Below are 15,434 nucleotides of genomic sequence, written 5' to 3'. Positions count from 1 at the left end.
TAATCAAGTAGTAAAGAAAAAACTGCCTGGGTACAAAAACCAGACAGCTACATTATACGTTATTTAGTTTTGCTAAGAAAATCTAAACAAAACATACAATCTTCATTTCTTCTTGGACTACCAAATTCCAAATTACAAATATGGAATCCTTCTTCATACAATCTAGCTAAATTATCATAACCCTCACTTGGAATTTTTGTTATTTCCATGTTATCACCATTACTTTCCTGATTGGTATCAAATCCATCCAAACGATTTCTTAAATGATGATTTTCCATTTCAAGGCGATGATTTTCTTCTAGTAAGTCGCTTAGTCTTCCTTTTAGGTCACCAAGCTGTTCATATAATTCACCAATTTGTTTTTCCATATCTGATACTTGGTCAAATATTTTTCTCTTTTGCAATTTCGACTCACTCCATTATTCTTGGCGCTGAGCTGTCACAATTCCTTCTTCGATGAGTTCATCCAAGGTATATTCAATAACGCGTTCTTTTTCTGGGATTTCAATTTGAATGACACGGTCAAGAAAGTTAAGACCAACGACATGTCCTTCTCCATGAGGAGTTTTAACATGTTCTCCTAAGTCTGGTAGTTCTCGTTTTGCTTCTTCATATTCATCATTTTCATATTTTAAGCAACACATTAATCTTCCACATAAACCAGATATCTTAGCAGGATTTAGTGATAAATTTTGATCTTTTGCCATTTTAATAGAAACTGGCTCAAAATCACCTAAAAAGGTAGAACAACAAAGCATTCTTCCACAAGGTCCAATTCCACCAAGCATTTTTGCCTCATCACGAACGCCGATTTGTCTGAGTTCAATTCTTGTTTTAAACATTGCTGCTAAGTCTTTTACGAGTTCCCGGAAATCAACCCGTCCATCTGCAGTAAAGTAAAAAATGATTTTATTACGGTCAAATGTATACTCTACATCAACTAAATTCATATCTAATTGATGTTCTTCAATCTTATCTGAACATGCAGCAAATGCTTTATCCGCATACTCCTTGTTTTCCATAACTGTTAATTTATCTTGTTCACTTGCAACACGAATAACCTTTTTCAATGGAAGAACAACATCTTCTTCATCTACTTGTTTGCTAGCAATAACTACCTTACCAAATTCAATCCCCCGGACAGTTTCTACGATAACGTAACTATTTAACTCTATATCTTGCCCAACTGGATCAAAATAATATATCTTACCCGCTTTTTTAAAACGGACACCAATTACCCCTATCATCTTTTCACCTCTCGATTTGAAGTGTAACCTGTTCCATCACAAGGGTTGGATGGACATTTTGCTTCAATTTTCTTTTTGCATCTAGTAATCCATGTAGAATAGAAACCAGTTTTTCCTGGGAGAAATACATGCCCAGACGCTCTAATTGCTCATCCTGTTGAAAGAACACTATGGACTCTTCATTACCCAGATGAGAATATAATATATCTTTAAAGGCTAAAAGCAATAAATCGATTCCTTGCTCAATTTTTATTCTCTCTTTAAAAGACGGGAACCAATGATTATGCATAAATAAATAAACATCATTTGAATTATCTGTAAATGTTTCTACTAATTGTACCACTAATTTTCTCGCTTCGGCAAACCACTCGTCTTTGCTCCATTCCAATGCTTCATCAAGATTATTGGTAAGTGCACTCATCAATTTTGCACTTGCTTCATTTAATCCCGCTTCTATCAACTTACCCTGAAACCTTTTGGAGTTTAATGGCTGTAAATCAATAATCTGACAACGAGACCTAATGGTTGGCAAAATAGATTGACTGTTCTCTGTAAGCATAATTGCGGTTGTTTTTTGACTTGGTTCCTCCAAAAACTTTAGAATACGGTTGGCTGCATTCGCCGTTAATGTATCGGCACCTTTTATAATATAAACTTTCTGATCTGATTCAAGACCAGAATAGGTAAATTCCTTCTGTAAATTTCTAATCTGTTCCATTTTAATAGATTGACCATCTGGCTCAACCCAGTGGACATCAGGGTGATTACGCGAATCAATTCGTTTACAAGCGTTGCAAGTTAAACACGGATTAACTCCCGTCAAATTTTCGCAAAACAGAACCTTAGCAATTATTACAGCAATTGCTTCTTTACCCGTTCCACGCGCACCTTGAATTAAATAAGCATGTGAAATGCGGCCCTTTTTAATACTATTCGTAATAACTTTACTAGCCATTGGTTGTATTTCAGCTATTTCAGACCACGATTTCATGTTTCTACCTTCCTGTCTAGCTTCAGGCTCCAGCGACTAGCGAGACGCCTTTCGCTTTTCCTTAATGCTTGTCCACTCTCAAGTATATAAATTAATCAACAGACCCTTAATCTCACCGATAAGACCTAATAAGTCTACTGTCTTTTTTTCTTGGCTCATAATTTCTTCCGTTAATTCCATAAGCTTTTCATCAATTTGCTTAACTAGTGTTAGGTTCCTACTACTACCAGTATAACTAAAACTAAGTGACTTTTGTAAATCCATACCGTTCGATACAGCTTCTTCTAAGAATCGTTTAATTAAACGTTTGAATTTCACCAAATCTTTAAATGATCTATATCGTGCTAAATGATTCCCTTGTAGAGTAATATCTTGCGTTAATCTCTGTAACTCAGCTTGTTGCATTTTTTGAGTTTGGGACTGAACTAAATTACCGAATGTAGGTTGATTTTGTTCTCTAGTACGAATATTTTTTTTCGATGTATCCACTTGTTTTAACATCTCTTGACTTATTTTCAACAGTTCAGCCCCCTTTCCATGATGGTATTAAAATTGAAAAAATGATTCAATTGGTAGTACAAAAACAGTTGCTCCTCCTACTTCTACCTTCACAGGTCTTGGAATATAAGAGTCCGCATTTCCACCCATTGGTGAAATAGGTGCTACCATTTGTTCACGTTGGGAACAGTTTTCTTTAATAATTTGAAGAACATCATCTACATACTCATCTTCACAACCGATGATTAATGTTGTATTACCCTCTTTTAAGAATCCACCAGTTGTTGCAAGCTTTGTGGACTGATAATTGTTCTTTCCAAGTGCACCAGTTAATCGATTAGAATCTTTATCCTGAATCACTGCCATGACTAGTTTCATAAACTAACCCCCTTTACTCTATTGTATTTAGAAACTGGGTTATTAATGATAGGCTGTCTTCTTCCACTTTCTCAAAAGTTTGATCTGCATTAATAACTTGGATTCGCTCTGGAAAACGCTGGACCAATAATTGATATGCCTCATACACTTTCTCGTGAAAATCAATATTTTCTAAGTCCAGACGATTTCGTTCTCGATCCTCATTTGCAGCAATCCGCTCCAACCCTTTTTGAGGTTCGATATCAAAAAATAAGGTTAAATCTGGCATAGCATTTTGGATAGCAAATTGATTAATGCTAAATACTTCCTCTATGCCTAACGCTCTTGCATAACCTTGATAAGCTAAACTGCTATCAATAAAACGATCACATAATACTATTTTTCCCTGTTCTAAGGCAGGAAAAACCTTTTCAACCAAATGTTGTCTTCGGGCTGCAGCGTATAATAGTGCCTCCGTTCTCCCATCCATTGCGGTATGCAATGGATTTAGAATGATATCGCGAATTTTCTCTGCAATCTCAATTCCACCGGGTTCTCGCGTAGTCACTACGTCATACCCAAGATGTTCAAGTCTTTTTACTATTGAATGTAGAATAGAAGTTTTTCCTGCTCCTTCCCCACCCTCAAACGTTATAAAATAACCACTCACTTATTTATTCTCCTTTAATTAGAAATGCGTAAGGCGCCCGCTTAGCGACTTCGGACTGCGCCTGGCCATGCCAGGTGGGTCAACGTTGCCACGCAAAGTGGTGGTTTTAGTTGACCATTCTTACCGTAGGAGATAAAGGAAACACGACGACCGGAGGAAGTCGATGTTGACTTATCGTACGGAGGCGAGGGAAGTCTCGCTAGTCGCTGGCGCCTGAAGCTGGACACCAATCGAAAACTTGGATGCCTTGTTCGATATCTTGATGTTGAAATGTTGCACCTTGCTGTATTAAATGCTGAATCAGCCTAATCTGCTCCTCTGTTACACGCTCCCCTTTTAAAATAACAGGAATACCTGGTGGGTAAGGGATAACCGCCTCTGTAGCAATATAGCCTAAAGCTTCTTTCCATTGTATCCTTTTTCTAGGGATATGGATCATTTCATGATAGGTTAATGCTAGTTCTGATATAGAGTCTTTAAATAAATTTCTTACCTCCATTGTAGCATGATTTGAAAGATAATTATATTCCTCGTTTATGCTTTTCACGATATTTTCTACTTGCTTATGCTCCTGGAAAACCCCTAATCCATGAATAAACAGAACTTGTTTATCAGTTGCTAGTTCTGGATAGACATGATACTTCTCAAAATAAGATGCAACTTCATATCCAGATAGCCCATTATTTACCTGTATCGTGAGTTTTAATGGATCATTGGTGGGGAGAACCTGCCAGTGCTTTCCCTGAAGGAATACAGATTTCACCTGATTGGCGCTATCTACTATTGTCTCTATTTCTTCCCTTGTAACTGTTGCTAAATAAGACCGTGCAATATCTAACGATGCCATCAACGGATAGGATGGACTACTTGACTGAATGATTTGTAAATAATGAGCAACATGGTCTACTAATACGATATGAGACTTTACATGTAAAAGTGATGCCATTGTCATCGCTGGAGCCATCTTATGTGCTGACTGCACAACAATATCAGCCCCTAGAGCTAATGCAGATTTTGGAAAAGGTTCCCCAATAGAAAAGTGAACGCCATGTGCTTCATCAACTAATACTGGAATATGATGATGATGAGCAACATCAATCATCTGTTGGATATCATAAGTATGCCCAAAGTAATCTGGGTAGGTTAAGACTAAAGCCTTTGCATCTGGGTGCTTTAAAATAGCTTGTTCCACCGTTTGATAGCTTGGTGCTGTGTACCGATGAACAGTTTCATCATATTCTGGACTAATAAATATTGGCTTTGCACCACTTAATTCCAATCCATTCATAATTGATTTATGACTATTACGCTGAACAATGATTTTGTCACCAGGTGTACATACCGATAAAATCATTGCTAAGTTACCCGACGTACTACCGCCAACTAAGAAAAATGTATGATCTGCACCAAAATGATCTGCTGCTATATCCTGCGCCTCTTTTATTGCTTCATGTGGTGCATGTAAGTCATCTAATCCGGTTAATTCTGTTAAATCAAGCGGTAAAATAGAATCAAAATAAGGTTTTGCTATTTCTAAAAATACCTTTCCATTTTTATGTCCTGGTACATGAAATGAAATTGAATCTTGTTTTTTAAAATCAATAAGCCTTTTTAGTAAAGGCAATTCATGATGATTCATCAATCTATTTCCTTTCAAAGCTAATAACATTATCATAACAACAAAAATGGCCTTTGCAAAAATAATGCAAAGGCCATTTCCATTAATCTATGAAAACAGGGAAGGTTGATTAATATTTTTTAACTTTTGTAGATAGTAATTATACTTTTCCTCACGTGGTTCGGTATGAATCATATTATATTCGCATTCCGTACATATAAACATATTATATAGATGAATGCCTCTCTGTTTCTTTTCCTCACAAATTCCACAATGCTCTAATTCTACTATTCTTTCTTCCATTTTCCCCACCTCCGTTAAATCTAATAACTAGTTTGTCCAACTTTAACGGAAGCTATACTTTGAATCTTTGAAAATATTATGGAAGTATGATGAGATGGATTGCCGCGAGACTTGCAACACCAAATAAACCTAAGAAACCTGAAACAACCGCTGTAAATACGTTGATTGGAATATGCAGACCAAATGTTCCGCCAATAACATTAAAAAAGAATAAAAATAAAATACCGATTCCTAATTTAACTGTGCCATTTACAAGAAATCGCATCGGTTTAAAAGATGATCCAACAAAAAGCAATAAAACGATAACTGCCACCATAATGGAAATAATGACTGTCGGTTCCATCTAAAATCACTCCTTTAACTTGTCCCTTATATAGTTAAATATGAGTCGAATCTAAAAAAAAGAACTGATTTGTTATTTAAAATAGGCTGTTTTTTTATAAGAATATTGTTAATCTCACTATTTGTATAGACTGTGCGATAACTTAAGAAATTACCGAGCTATACATCATTTTGAAGTAGATACTTACGTGAAATGATGAATAGAACCCTGCTATACATCATTTTGATGCAGATACTGGAGTGAAATGATGAATAGAACCCTGCTATACATCATTTTAATGCACAATCAAACACTATTAGTTACCGCGCAGTTTCCATCAACAGGAAAAGTAATAAGCAACAAGCTTTATGGAAAAAGCCTAAAAATAAAAACACCTACAATAGGAATTGTAAGTGTTTTTGTTTTATTTACTATATCTAATCGCGCTAATTTTACGGCGCCTTGCTTCCCGCAATAAAAATAAATATTTAGATTGAGCAATTTTCTCTGAGCTTTTCCCCTCGAATGTTGGTTCAATAGATTTTCCGACTATAGATCTTATTTGTTTCCATTCGTGTTCGACGGAGAAGATAGCATCCAGTAAAAGCTCATCAACCTCTCGCTTTTGCTTTCTTTTCTTTCTTCCCACTTATGTCACCTGACTTTTCAGTATATGTTCGAAAAGAACCGAAGTCGGCTATCGAAACCTTTAACGGGACTTTTCGAACATTCTTTTATAGTTCTCTTCTACCCTCTAATGCTTTCGATAACGTTACCTCATCTGCATATTCTAAATCGCCACCAACCGGTAAACCATGCGCAATCCTTGTTGTTTTGATACCAGAAGGCTTTACTAAACGCGAAATATACATCGCAGTTGCTTCTCCCTCGATATTAGGGTTTGTTGCTAGGATAATTTCATTCACTTCATCGTCTTTTAAACGATTTAACAAATCTGGAACATTTATGTCTTCCGGACCAATTCCATCCATTGGTGAGATTGCACCGTGGAGTACATGATACTTCCCATGGAATTCCCGCATTTTTTCCATGGCAATAACGTCCTTTGGATCTTGAACGACACAAATTACTGAGTTATCTCTTGTATTATCAGAGCATATTGCGCATGGGTCTTGATCAGTAATATGACCACAAACCGAGCAATGTGTTAATTCACGTTTTGCATTGACAAGAGAATTAGCAAATTCAAGTACATCATCATCTTTCATATTTAACACAAAAAAAGCCAGACGAACAGCCGTCTTCGGCCCAATACCTGGCAATTTTGTAAAGCTGTCAATCAGCTTGGAAATTGGTTCTGGATAATACATGGTGCCTTCCCCTTTCGAAAAGCGTATGTCGTCTTCACCTGAAGTTAGACAGATTAAAACATTCCTGGCATATTTAATCCTTTTGTAAATTGACCCATTGTTGCATTTGTTTTATCGTCAACTTGTTTTAATACATCATTTGTTGCTGCAAGAATTAAATCCTGTAGCATATCGATATCATCTGGATCAACAACTTCTTCTTTAATTTCTACATCAAGAATTTCTTTTTTACCATTTGCTTTTATAGTGACCATTCCACCACCAGCAGAAGCTTCAAATACCATTTCAAATAATTCGTCTTGTGCCTGCATCATTTTCTTTTGCATTTTTTGCATTTGTTTCATCATATTTCCCATATTTCCCATACCTTTCATGGAAAACGCCTCCTTTAAATTTGAATTTATTTAGTCATGTATTTCAATCAAGTCATCCCCAAAAAGCTTTCTTGCTTCTTCCACTACTGGGTCTCCAGTTTGCTCTCCACTATTAGATGGTTCTTGATTTTTTATATATTCATTCCGAAGTTCTTGCCAATCCTGATTCGGTATCGGAATAATGGTTAACGTTTTATTTAGTACACTTGTTAATATAGATTCTACTAGTTCACGATTATCCATAAAAAGCGAACAATGTATTTCATATTTAAATGCTACAACAAGAGATGAATCAGATGCTGCAGCAGGTTTTGCATCCTGAATGGTTGCATGTGCTGGAGCACTCGTTGATTTGAGCTTACTTAAAAAGTTTGCCCACTGTGATTGAATTTCTTTCAAAGCTGGTTTCTGTGCCTCTTTTAGCACATTACGAATTCGCTCAAATGGAATCTTATAACTATTTTTAGACTTTGTTTGTTGCTGTCTTTTCTTTTCAGGCTGCGGTGCTTGCCCGCCCACTAAAGGAGGTGCCTGTTTTAAAGTAGCAATTTCCTTTTCTAAATGGGCTAACTTTTGGGTTAGTTGCATAACAGCATCAGATGAAATAGCATCCGTAATTTCCTTTGTACTTTCATAACGATTCGAAATAGTTATCATTGCAATTTCAATAAAGACCTTTGGATTATTAGACCATTTCATTTCTTGTTGACATTGGTTTAATTGCATAATTGCGTGCTGTATCCATTCTTCGGGAACAGCAGACGTAAGTTTTTGAAAATCTTCGTCGATAATTGCTCTCTCTAAGATCCCCTCTAAAGATGGTGCACTTTTATACAGCAATAAATCCCGTAAGAAGTAAATAATATCATAGATAAATCGTGCTGGATCTTTCCCATTTTGAATAAGCTGATCGAGCATTTTTAAAGCTGATTGAACATCCTTCTGGTGCATGGATGCTACAATATTAGTTAGAATTTCTTGAGAAACCCCACCCGTAACAGCAAGAACGTCCTCTAGTTCTACACGTTCCTCACTATAGGAAATCGCTTGATCCAGAATGCTTAACGCGTCACGCATTCCACCTTCAGCAGCTAAAGCTACAGCATCAAAGGCTTCTTTAGATACCGGAACACTTTCAGCCTCGACAATTGTCTGCATCCGTTCAACTATTGCTTGATTAGGAATCGGTTTAAAATCGAATCGTTGACAGCGTGAAATAATTGTTAATGGTATTTTATGCGGCTCTGTAGTCGCTAAAATAAACACAACATGCTTTGGTGGCTCCTCTAATGTTTTCAGTAATGCGTTAAATGCATTAACAGAAATCATATGGACCTCATCAATGATGTATACCTTATATGGAACAGCGCTGGAAGCATATTTTACATTTTCGCGAATTTCACGAATGTCATCTACACTCGTATTTGATGCTGCGTCAATTTCAATGACATCAGAAATAGAACCATCTCGAATGCCCAGACATGCAGCACATTCATTACATGGCTCTTTTACTGGAGCATGTTCACAGTTAATTGTTTGCGCAAAAATTTTGGCCGCACTTGTTTTACCAGTACCACGTGGACCAGTAAATAAATACGCATGCGAAAATTTTTCCTGAACAATCGCATTTTGAAGTGTTCGTGTTATATGACTTTGACCAACAACATCCTCAAAAGTTCTCGGACGCCATGTGCGATACAATGCTTGATAGCTCATAATTGATTCCCCTCATTGATTTCTACCTAATTATACCGATTTTAGTGTGGAATGTGAATGATAATGAAAAAGAAATTGTGGAATGTTCATTAATTCATGGGATTTTGTTAGCGGTAAAATATGAAGTACGACAAAACCTCTTGTATAAACAAGAGGTTTTACATTAAAGTATGTATGCCGTGCACCCACCGTCGATGAAATGACCCCATGCGTTACTCAAGTTCATGGCTCGGTTTAGGTGACCCTGCGGCACACAGAGATATCCACTTACTGCTGCTTCCTTCCGGACCTGACAGGGTTCGTGGGTCTCTGTTGCGCAGGACCTAAACGTCAACACCAATCCCTTGAGGCAGACCACACGGTCATCCACCTCGTGATGGGGATTCAGCCTCGCTACAGCGGATTGCGAGTACAGGGCACCGCTACCTCCCCGCCTAGCACGGTAATATTTATTATAACATGATACGAGAAAAAATCAATGGACAGCCACTAATGATGGTTGAATATTTATCGCTTTTTTCTTTCTCGTAATGCTTTAAAGAAGTTTGATAAAAGTTCACTGCATTCTTGTTCCATGACACCTGAAGTAACATCAGCTTGATGATTAAACTGTTTTTGATCAAGTAAGTTCATTAACGTACCTGCACAACCTGCTTTTGGATCTGTGGCTCCGTAGACAACCCGTTTTATTCTGGATTGCACGATTGCACCAGCACACATTGGACATGGTTCAAGCGTTACATATAATGTACAATCTTCCAAACGCCAGCTTCCAATTCGTTTATTCGCTTGTTGAATAGCAATAAGCTCTGCATGGGATAATGTCTCCTGTGATTTTTCCCTAACATTAAAACCACTAGCTATCACTTCATCCTGATGGACAATAATTGCCCCGATAGGAACTTCATCCTTTTCCAATGCCTTTTTAGCTTGTTCTATTGCTAGTTGCATATAGTGTTCATCCGTCACTTCATCACTACTCTCTTGCATAATCTATTTCAATTTATTAATACTATTAATTCATAGCCTATAGGAGGTGTACATCATTTGGAAGATCAATTTGCTAAAACTGCCATTATATTTATCGATTTAATTAATGATTTTCAATTTGATGGAGGCGAGAAATTACGCTCTCACACAGAAGAAATTTTGCCAAACCTTATCAAACTACGTCATGTTGCAAGAGAATATCAACTTCCAGTAATTTATGTAAATGACCATTATGGTTTATGGCAAACAGATGCCCATTCCATTGTAAAGCATTGTACAAATGAAATGAATAACCATATGATCGAACAAATAAAACCAACAGCAAATGATTTCTTTTTTATTAAACCACAGCATTCAGCCTTTTTTCAAACTCCACTCAAATCACTTTTAGACGAGTTAGGGAAAACAACCCTTATATTAGCCGGAATTGCAGGAGATATTTGTGTACTATTCACTGCAAAAGATGCTTATATGCATAAATTTGCGATGCATATACCAAAAAATTGTATGGCTTCAGAAGAGAAGAACGGGAATGATTATGCACTTTATTTAATGGAATCTGTAATGAAAGCAAAAATCACCCCGATTTAAATAGACATAACTTACATGCTCCCTTCATAAATTTGTATATAGAGACATTAGTCATGAATTCAAGTTTTGACTTGAATCTGATTTTTAAGGAGGGAGAATATGCAAATTCATGTTGTCGCACAGGGGGACTCTCTATTTTCCATTGCTGGTACATACGGTACAACCGTTGATGCAATAAGTAATGCAAATGAATTAGATGCTCCAAACCAGCTTGTTGTTGGGCAAGCATTAGTTATCCCAATTGTAGGGAGCTTTTATTTTGTTCAACCGGGAGATAGTTTATTTTCAATTGCTGCACGGTTTGGAATATCCTATCAAGAACTCGCTAGGATAAATAATATCCCAGTAAACAGTCCACTTAATGTTGGGTTACGATTATATATACCACCTAGACCAAAACGGGATATTATCTCCAATGCCTATATCGAACCTATTGGTGGAACTGTTTCTGAGGCTTTGGAAAACGCTGCAAGAAAAAATACTCCTTATTTAACTTACCTTGCACCTTTTAGTTACCAAGTTAATCGAGATGGAAGCTTGGCTGCTCCACCTCTAAATAAATTCAAGGAAATCGCTGATGCCAACAATGCCAATCTAATGATGGTTGTTACAACGCTTGAAGAAGGAGCTTTTAGTGCAGAGCTTGGGCATATTGTCGTTACCGTTCAAGAGGTACAAAATAGATTACTAGACAATATTGTAAACACTGCCCATCAGGTTGGCTTTACTGATGTCCATTTTGATTTTGAATTTTTGCCTCCTGAGGACCGGGATGCCTATAGTACATTTTTAGCCAAAGCAAAGGAACGTTTATCTGCGGAAGGTCTTCTAATGTCCGTTGCACTTGCACCTAAGGTAAGCGCAACGCAAGAGGGTGCGTGGTATGAAGCACATGATTATGGGGCAATCGGGGCAGTAGCAGACTTCGTTGTTCTTATGACCTATGAATGGGGCTATAGTGGGGGCCCTGCTATGGCAGTATCACCAATTGATCAGGTCCGCCGGGTAGTAAATTACGCCCTAACTGAGATGCCTGCAAGTAAAATATTATTAGGTCAAAATTTATATGGTTATGATTGGACACTTCCTTTTGTTCCAGGTGGACAATATGCGCGTGCTGTAAGCCCGCAGCAAGCTATTACACTTGCTAGAGAGCATAATGCTGCCATTCAGTACAATACAACAGCCCAAGCGCCATTTTTTAATTACTGGAATGAAGGTAAACAGCATGAGGTTTGGTTTGAAGATGCACGCTCGATACAAGCTAAGTTTGACATGATTAAGGAACTCGAATTACGTGGCATTAGTTACTGGAAGCTAGGGCTTGCTTTCCCACAAAATTGGTTATTACTACAAGATAACTTTAATATCGTGAAGAAGTCAGGGTGAGGTGAAAGGCCTTAACCATTTTATTAGATATGAACTTGAATACGGATGAGGTTTATCTTCATCGTACTATAGTTACTTTTAAGACATAATGGTACTACTTAAAGTCAAAAGAAAGAACAAAGGCTATCCCATAGCCTTTGTTCTTTCTTTAACTTCGAAACATTGCTAATCGATTATTTAATTCCTTGGTTTTCCTATAAACCTCTTTATATAGCGTAAATAACTCCTTATATTTCACTACATTTTCTGGAATTGGAGTAACTGTATGTTCCTCTATTAAGAATTGCTCTGCACAATCCCTTAATGAATCAAACCAGCCGCTTCCATATGCTGCAAGCATTGCTGCTCCCATTCCTGGCCCTTGTTCACTGCTAAGTCGTACCATTGTTGCATTAAAAATGTCTGCCTGTATTTGAAGCCACTCATCATTCTTCGCACCACCACCAATCGATATGATGGTGTCAATCCTTTTCCCACTTTGCCTAAATATTTCTATAGACTCATTTAAGGAAAATGTTATTCCTTCTAGTACAGAACGGATAAAGTGTTTACGCTCATGTGAACTATCCATTCCTACAAAACTTGCACGAATAGTTGCATCCGCATGTGGGGTTCTTTCTCCAACAATATACGGTGTAAATACTAATCCATTAGATCCTACCGGAACAGAACCAACACCCTCAAGTATTTCCTCAAATGATTCATTACTCGCAAAAACATCTTTAAACCATGTTAAGCTATACCCTGCTGCAAGTGTCACGCCCATAGTATAATAAGCATCCGTCATACCATGGTTAAAATAATGAACTCTTCCCTCGAAGTCCTTCTCTTGACTAGCCTCATAAGAAAGAACAACACCAGAAGTACCTATGCTACATAATGTTTTTCCATCCTCTAATATGCCTGCACCAATTGCACCACAAGCGTTATCTGCACCACCTGCAAATACTTTAGTTGATGGAGATAATCCCGTTTTATTTGCAATATCTTCTAGAATCATCCCTACCTGTTGATGGGATTCAACTAAAGGTGGACAAAGCTCTATATCAACATTAATCATGTCGCATATTTCCCTACTCCATGTTTTATCACTAACATTTAACAATAATGTTCCTGCTGCATCTGAATATTCCATGTGCAACTGCCCAGTAAGTCTGTAGCGAACATAGTCTTTTGGCAAAATAAAATTGCTAACCTTTCGAAAAATATCCGGCTCATGCTTTTTCACCCATAGGAGCTTTGGTAATGTAAATCCCTCTAATGCCGGATTCTTCGTAATCTCCAGTAACCGTTCTTCACCAACCGCATCATAAATGTCCTGACATTCAACAGTTGTTCTTGTATCATTCCAAAGAATTGCATTTCGTAATACCTTCTGTTGTGCATCAAGTAATACAAGGCCGTGCATCTGTCCTGAAAAACTAATTCCTTCTATTTCTTCACGATCTCCATCAAATCTTTTTAGTATATCTGCCAAGCCATCGATTGTCTGATGTACCCAGTCCTCAGGGTTTTGTTCACTATATCCAGACCTTTCTTGAATCAAAGGGTATGTTTTAGAGACTTCATCTATAACTATTCCCAACTGATTAACGAGTATAATTTTCACCGAACTTGTTCCTAAATCAATACCAATTACATATTTCATGGCAGCACCTCATTACTATAGGGGGACTGTCCCCCTGACTATTACATTACTATTCAGCGTATATCGTTAATAAATATTGATTAATGGTTGCCTTGATTAATTCTAATCGACCGGATGTATGCTTAATTTCTGTTAATCCTAATGCATGAGCTTCTAATTGTCGGAAATCTGCTTTATTCTCCACGATATCAAGGCCGATACCTTCTTTAAAACTGCTATAACGATCCTCAATAAAATTATCGAATACCTTGTCATCAATTAATCGCTGGGCAACCTTTAGACCAACTGCAAAGCTATCCATACCAGCAATATGAGCATGGAATAAATCCTCAGGCGTAAAGGAACCACGCCGAACCTTTGCATCAAAGTTTAGTCCACCACGGCCAAGACCACCATTTTTAATAATTTCATACATTGCTAGAGTTGTAGTATATAAATCTGATGGAAACTCATCCGTATCCCATCCTAATAAAGGATGTCCTTGATTTGCATCCACAGAGCCTAACATTCCATTTACTCGTGCATATCGAAGTTCATGTTCAAAGGTATGACCAGCAAGCGTGGCATGGTTCGCTTCTATATTAAATTTAAATTGTTCATGGAGATCATAATGTTGCAGAAATGCATACCCACTAGCAACATCAAAGTCGTATTGATGTGTCGTAGGTTCCTTTGGTTTAGGTTCAATTAAGAATTGTCCATCAAAACCAATTTCTTTTGCATAGTCTACTGCCATATGGAAGAAACGGCCAAGATTATCTAATTCCAGCTTCATATCTGTATTAAGCAGTGATTCATATCCTTCACGACCACCCCAGAATACATAGTTTTCAGCTCCTAGCTCTTTTCCAATCTCTAAACCCTTTTTAACTTTTGCTGCAGAATACGCAAAAACATCCGCATTATTTGATGACGCAGCACCATGCACAAAGCGTGGATGCGTAAAATTATTCACGGTGTTCCATAATAATTTTGTTTTGCTATCCTTCATATAATCTTTAATTAATGCAACAATCGTATCTAAATTTTGATTTGATTCTCTTAACGTGCTTCCTTCTGGTGCAATATCGACATCGTGAAAGCAAAAATAAGGAACACCTAATTTTTCAAAAAATTCAAAGGCAGCTTCCACTCTTGCCTTTGCTAAATCCATGCCAGTATAGTTATCCCATGGCCGAATCGCAGTACCTAGACCAAAAGGATCGGATAAATCCTCAGTAAATGTATGCCAGTATGCAACTCCAAACCGTAAGAATTCTTCCATTGTACGATTCCCTATTTTTTCATCCGGATTATAAAATTTGAAAGCATAAGGGTTTTTAGATAATGGACCTTCATAGGCTATTTTGTTTATTGTTTTGAAATAGGACATTCTACTTACCTCCAGAA

The 15,434-nt window shown here is 37.2% G+C and carries 18 protein-coding genes and 1 other RNA gene; 2 read left to right on the top strand and 17 right to left on the bottom strand.

Annotated features, from left to right (window positions below):
* Positions 1-59: 59 nt before the first annotated feature.
* The 15 genes from yabA to tadA form a co-directional block, all read right to left on the bottom strand.
* Positions 60-404, bottom strand: coding sequence for a DNA replication initiation control protein YabA (yabA, locus tag K332_RS0116775; protein ID WP_026908515.1), 345 nt, complete (start codon positions 402-404; stop codon positions 60-62).
* A 15-nt stretch (positions 405-419) separates the two neighbouring features.
* Entirely contained in the window at positions 420-1,247 is an 828-nt protein-coding gene (locus tag K332_RS0116770) for a PSP1 domain-containing protein (RefSeq protein ID WP_026908514.1), read from the bottom strand.
* Positions 1,248-1,251: 4 nt separating this feature from the next.
* The gene (holB, locus tag K332_RS0116765; protein WP_026908513.1) at positions 1,252-2,238 is read right to left on the bottom strand and encodes a DNA polymerase III subunit delta'; all 987 of its coding nucleotides are present in this window, start codon (positions 2,236-2,238) and stop codon (positions 1,252-1,254) included.
* A gap of 78 nt (positions 2,239-2,316) precedes the next feature.
* A complete protein-coding gene (locus K332_RS0116760) occupies positions 2,317-2,757 on the bottom strand; it encodes a YaaR family protein (RefSeq protein ID WP_026908512.1) in 441 nt (146 codons plus the stop codon).
* 27 nt (positions 2,758-2,784) lie between these two features.
* Positions 2,785-3,114 carry a cyclic-di-AMP receptor gene (locus K332_RS0116755; protein WP_026908511.1) on the bottom strand — a complete coding sequence of 110 codons (330 nt, stop codon included), beginning with the start codon at positions 3,112-3,114 and terminating at the stop codon, positions 2,785-2,787.
* Between the two features lie 13 nt (positions 3,115-3,127).
* Complete coding sequence (gene tmk / locus K332_RS0116750) at positions 3,128-3,763, bottom strand: dTMP kinase (protein WP_026908510.1); 636 nt, start codon at positions 3,761-3,763, stop codon at positions 3,128-3,130.
* 199 nt (positions 3,764-3,962) lie between these two features.
* A complete protein-coding gene (locus tag K332_RS0116745) occupies positions 3,963-5,402 on the bottom strand; it encodes an aminotransferase class I/II-fold pyridoxal phosphate-dependent enzyme (protein WP_036689163.1) in 1,440 nt (479 codons plus the stop codon).
* Between the two features lie 87 nt (positions 5,403-5,489).
* On the bottom strand, positions 5,490-5,684 hold the full coding sequence (locus K332_RS0116740; protein WP_026908508.1) for a sigma factor G inhibitor Gin: 195 nt from the start codon (positions 5,682-5,684) through the stop codon (positions 5,490-5,492).
* 76 nt (positions 5,685-5,760) lie between these two features.
* Complete coding sequence (locus tag K332_RS0116735; protein WP_026908507.1) at positions 5,761-6,027, bottom strand: pro-sigmaK processing inhibitor BofA family protein; 267 nt, start codon at positions 6,025-6,027, stop codon at positions 5,761-5,763.
* Positions 6,028-6,430: 403 nt separating this feature from the next.
* A complete protein-coding gene (locus K332_RS0116730) occupies positions 6,431-6,655 on the bottom strand; it encodes a YaaL family protein (RefSeq protein WP_026908506.1) in 225 nt (74 codons plus the stop codon).
* Between the two features lie 85 nt (positions 6,656-6,740).
* Positions 6,741-7,337 (bottom strand): recombination mediator RecR, encoded by a 597-nt coding sequence (recR, locus tag K332_RS0116725; RefSeq protein ID WP_026908505.1) that lies wholly within the window; start codon positions 7,335-7,337, stop codon positions 6,741-6,743.
* A gap of 53 nt (positions 7,338-7,390) precedes the next feature.
* Complete coding sequence (locus K332_RS0116720) at positions 7,391-7,711, bottom strand: YbaB/EbfC family nucleoid-associated protein (protein ID WP_026908504.1); 321 nt, start codon at positions 7,709-7,711, stop codon at positions 7,391-7,393.
* A gap of 30 nt (positions 7,712-7,741) precedes the next feature.
* Positions 7,742-9,427, bottom strand: coding sequence for a DNA polymerase III subunit gamma/tau (dnaX, locus tag K332_RS0116715; protein ID WP_026908503.1), 1,686 nt, complete (start codon positions 9,425-9,427; stop codon positions 7,742-7,744).
* Between the two features lie 177 nt (positions 9,428-9,604).
* Positions 9,605-9,870, bottom strand: an RNA gene (ffs, locus tag K332_RS23730) — signal recognition particle sRNA large type.
* Between the two features lie 64 nt (positions 9,871-9,934).
* A complete protein-coding gene (gene tadA, locus K332_RS0116710) occupies positions 9,935-10,417 on the bottom strand; it encodes a tRNA adenosine(34) deaminase TadA (RefSeq protein WP_026908502.1) in 483 nt (160 codons plus the stop codon).
* Positions 10,418-10,474: 57 nt separating this feature from the next.
* On the opposite strand from tadA, the gene K332_RS0116705 reads away from it, so the two are divergent.
* Complete coding sequence (locus K332_RS0116705) at positions 10,475-11,008, top strand: cysteine hydrolase family protein (RefSeq protein WP_026908501.1); 534 nt, start codon at positions 10,475-10,477, stop codon at positions 11,006-11,008.
* Between the two features lie 99 nt (positions 11,009-11,107).
* Entirely contained in the window at positions 11,108-12,397 is a 1,290-nt protein-coding gene (locus K332_RS0116700) for a glycoside hydrolase family 18 protein (protein WP_026908500.1), read from the top strand.
* A 148-nt stretch (positions 12,398-12,545) separates the two neighbouring features.
* On the opposite strand, the gene xylB is transcribed toward K332_RS0116700, so the two are convergent.
* Together xylB and xylA are read right to left on the bottom strand one after the other, a co-directional pair.
* Entirely contained in the window at positions 12,546-14,045 is a 1,500-nt protein-coding gene (gene xylB, locus K332_RS0116695; protein WP_026908499.1) for a xylulokinase, read from the bottom strand.
* A 49-nt stretch (positions 14,046-14,094) separates the two neighbouring features.
* Positions 14,095-15,417 (bottom strand): xylose isomerase, encoded by a 1,323-nt coding sequence (gene xylA / locus K332_RS0116690; RefSeq protein ID WP_026908498.1) that lies wholly within the window; start codon positions 15,415-15,417, stop codon positions 14,095-14,097.
* Between the last annotated feature and the right edge of the window lie 17 nt (positions 15,418-15,434).

This window comes from Paucisalibacillus globulus DSM 18846 (assembly GCF_000482485.1).
Taxonomy (GTDB): Bacteria; Bacillota; Bacilli; order Bacillales; family Amphibacillaceae; genus Ornithinibacillus; species Ornithinibacillus globulus.
This window is presented reverse-complemented; position numbering and strand designations above follow the sequence as displayed.

Bases quoted from the DNA above. Each gene is read 5' to 3' on its own strand.
- K332_RS0116770 (WP_026908514.1), bottom strand. From the start codon at position 1,247: ATGATAGGGGTAATTGGTGTCCGTTTTAAAAAAGCGGGTAAGATATAT.
- holB (WP_026908513.1), bottom strand. From the start codon at position 2,238: ATGAAATCGTGGTCTGAAATAGCTGAAATACAACCAATGGCTAGTAAA.
- K332_RS0116755 (WP_026908511.1), bottom strand. From the start codon at position 3,114: ATGAAACTAGTCATGGCAGTGATTCAGGATAAAGATTCTAATCGATTA.
- K332_RS0116745 (WP_036689163.1), bottom strand. From the start codon at position 5,402: ATGAATCATCATGAATTGCCTTTACTAAAAAGGCTTATTGATTTTAAA.
- K332_RS0116740 (WP_026908508.1), bottom strand. From the start codon at position 5,684: ATGGAAGAAAGAATAGTAGAATTAGAGCATTGTGGAATTTGTGAGGAA.
- K332_RS0116735 (WP_026908507.1), bottom strand. From the start codon at position 6,027: ATGGAACCGACAGTCATTATTTCCATTATGGTGGCAGTTATCGTTTTA.
- recR (WP_026908505.1), bottom strand. From the start codon at position 7,337: ATGTATTATCCAGAACCAATTTCCAAGCTGATTGACAGCTTTACAAAA.
- K332_RS0116720 (WP_026908504.1), bottom strand. From the start codon at position 7,711: ATGAAAGGTATGGGAAATATGGGAAATATGATGAAACAAATGCAAAAA.
- dnaX (WP_026908503.1), bottom strand. From the start codon at position 9,427: ATGAGCTATCAAGCATTGTATCGCACATGGCGTCCGAGAACTTTTGAG.
- tadA (WP_026908502.1), bottom strand. From the start codon at position 10,417: ATGCAAGAGAGTAGTGATGAAGTGACGGATGAACACTATATGCAACTA.
- K332_RS0116700 (WP_026908500.1), top strand. From the start codon at position 11,108: ATGCAAATTCATGTTGTCGCACAGGGGGACTCTCTATTTTCCATTGCT.
- xylB (WP_026908499.1), bottom strand. From the start codon at position 14,045: ATGAAATATGTAATTGGTATTGATTTAGGAACAAGTTCGGTGAAAATT.
- xylA (WP_026908498.1), bottom strand. From the start codon at position 15,417: ATGTCCTATTTCAAAACAATAAACAAAATAGCCTATGAAGGTCCATTA.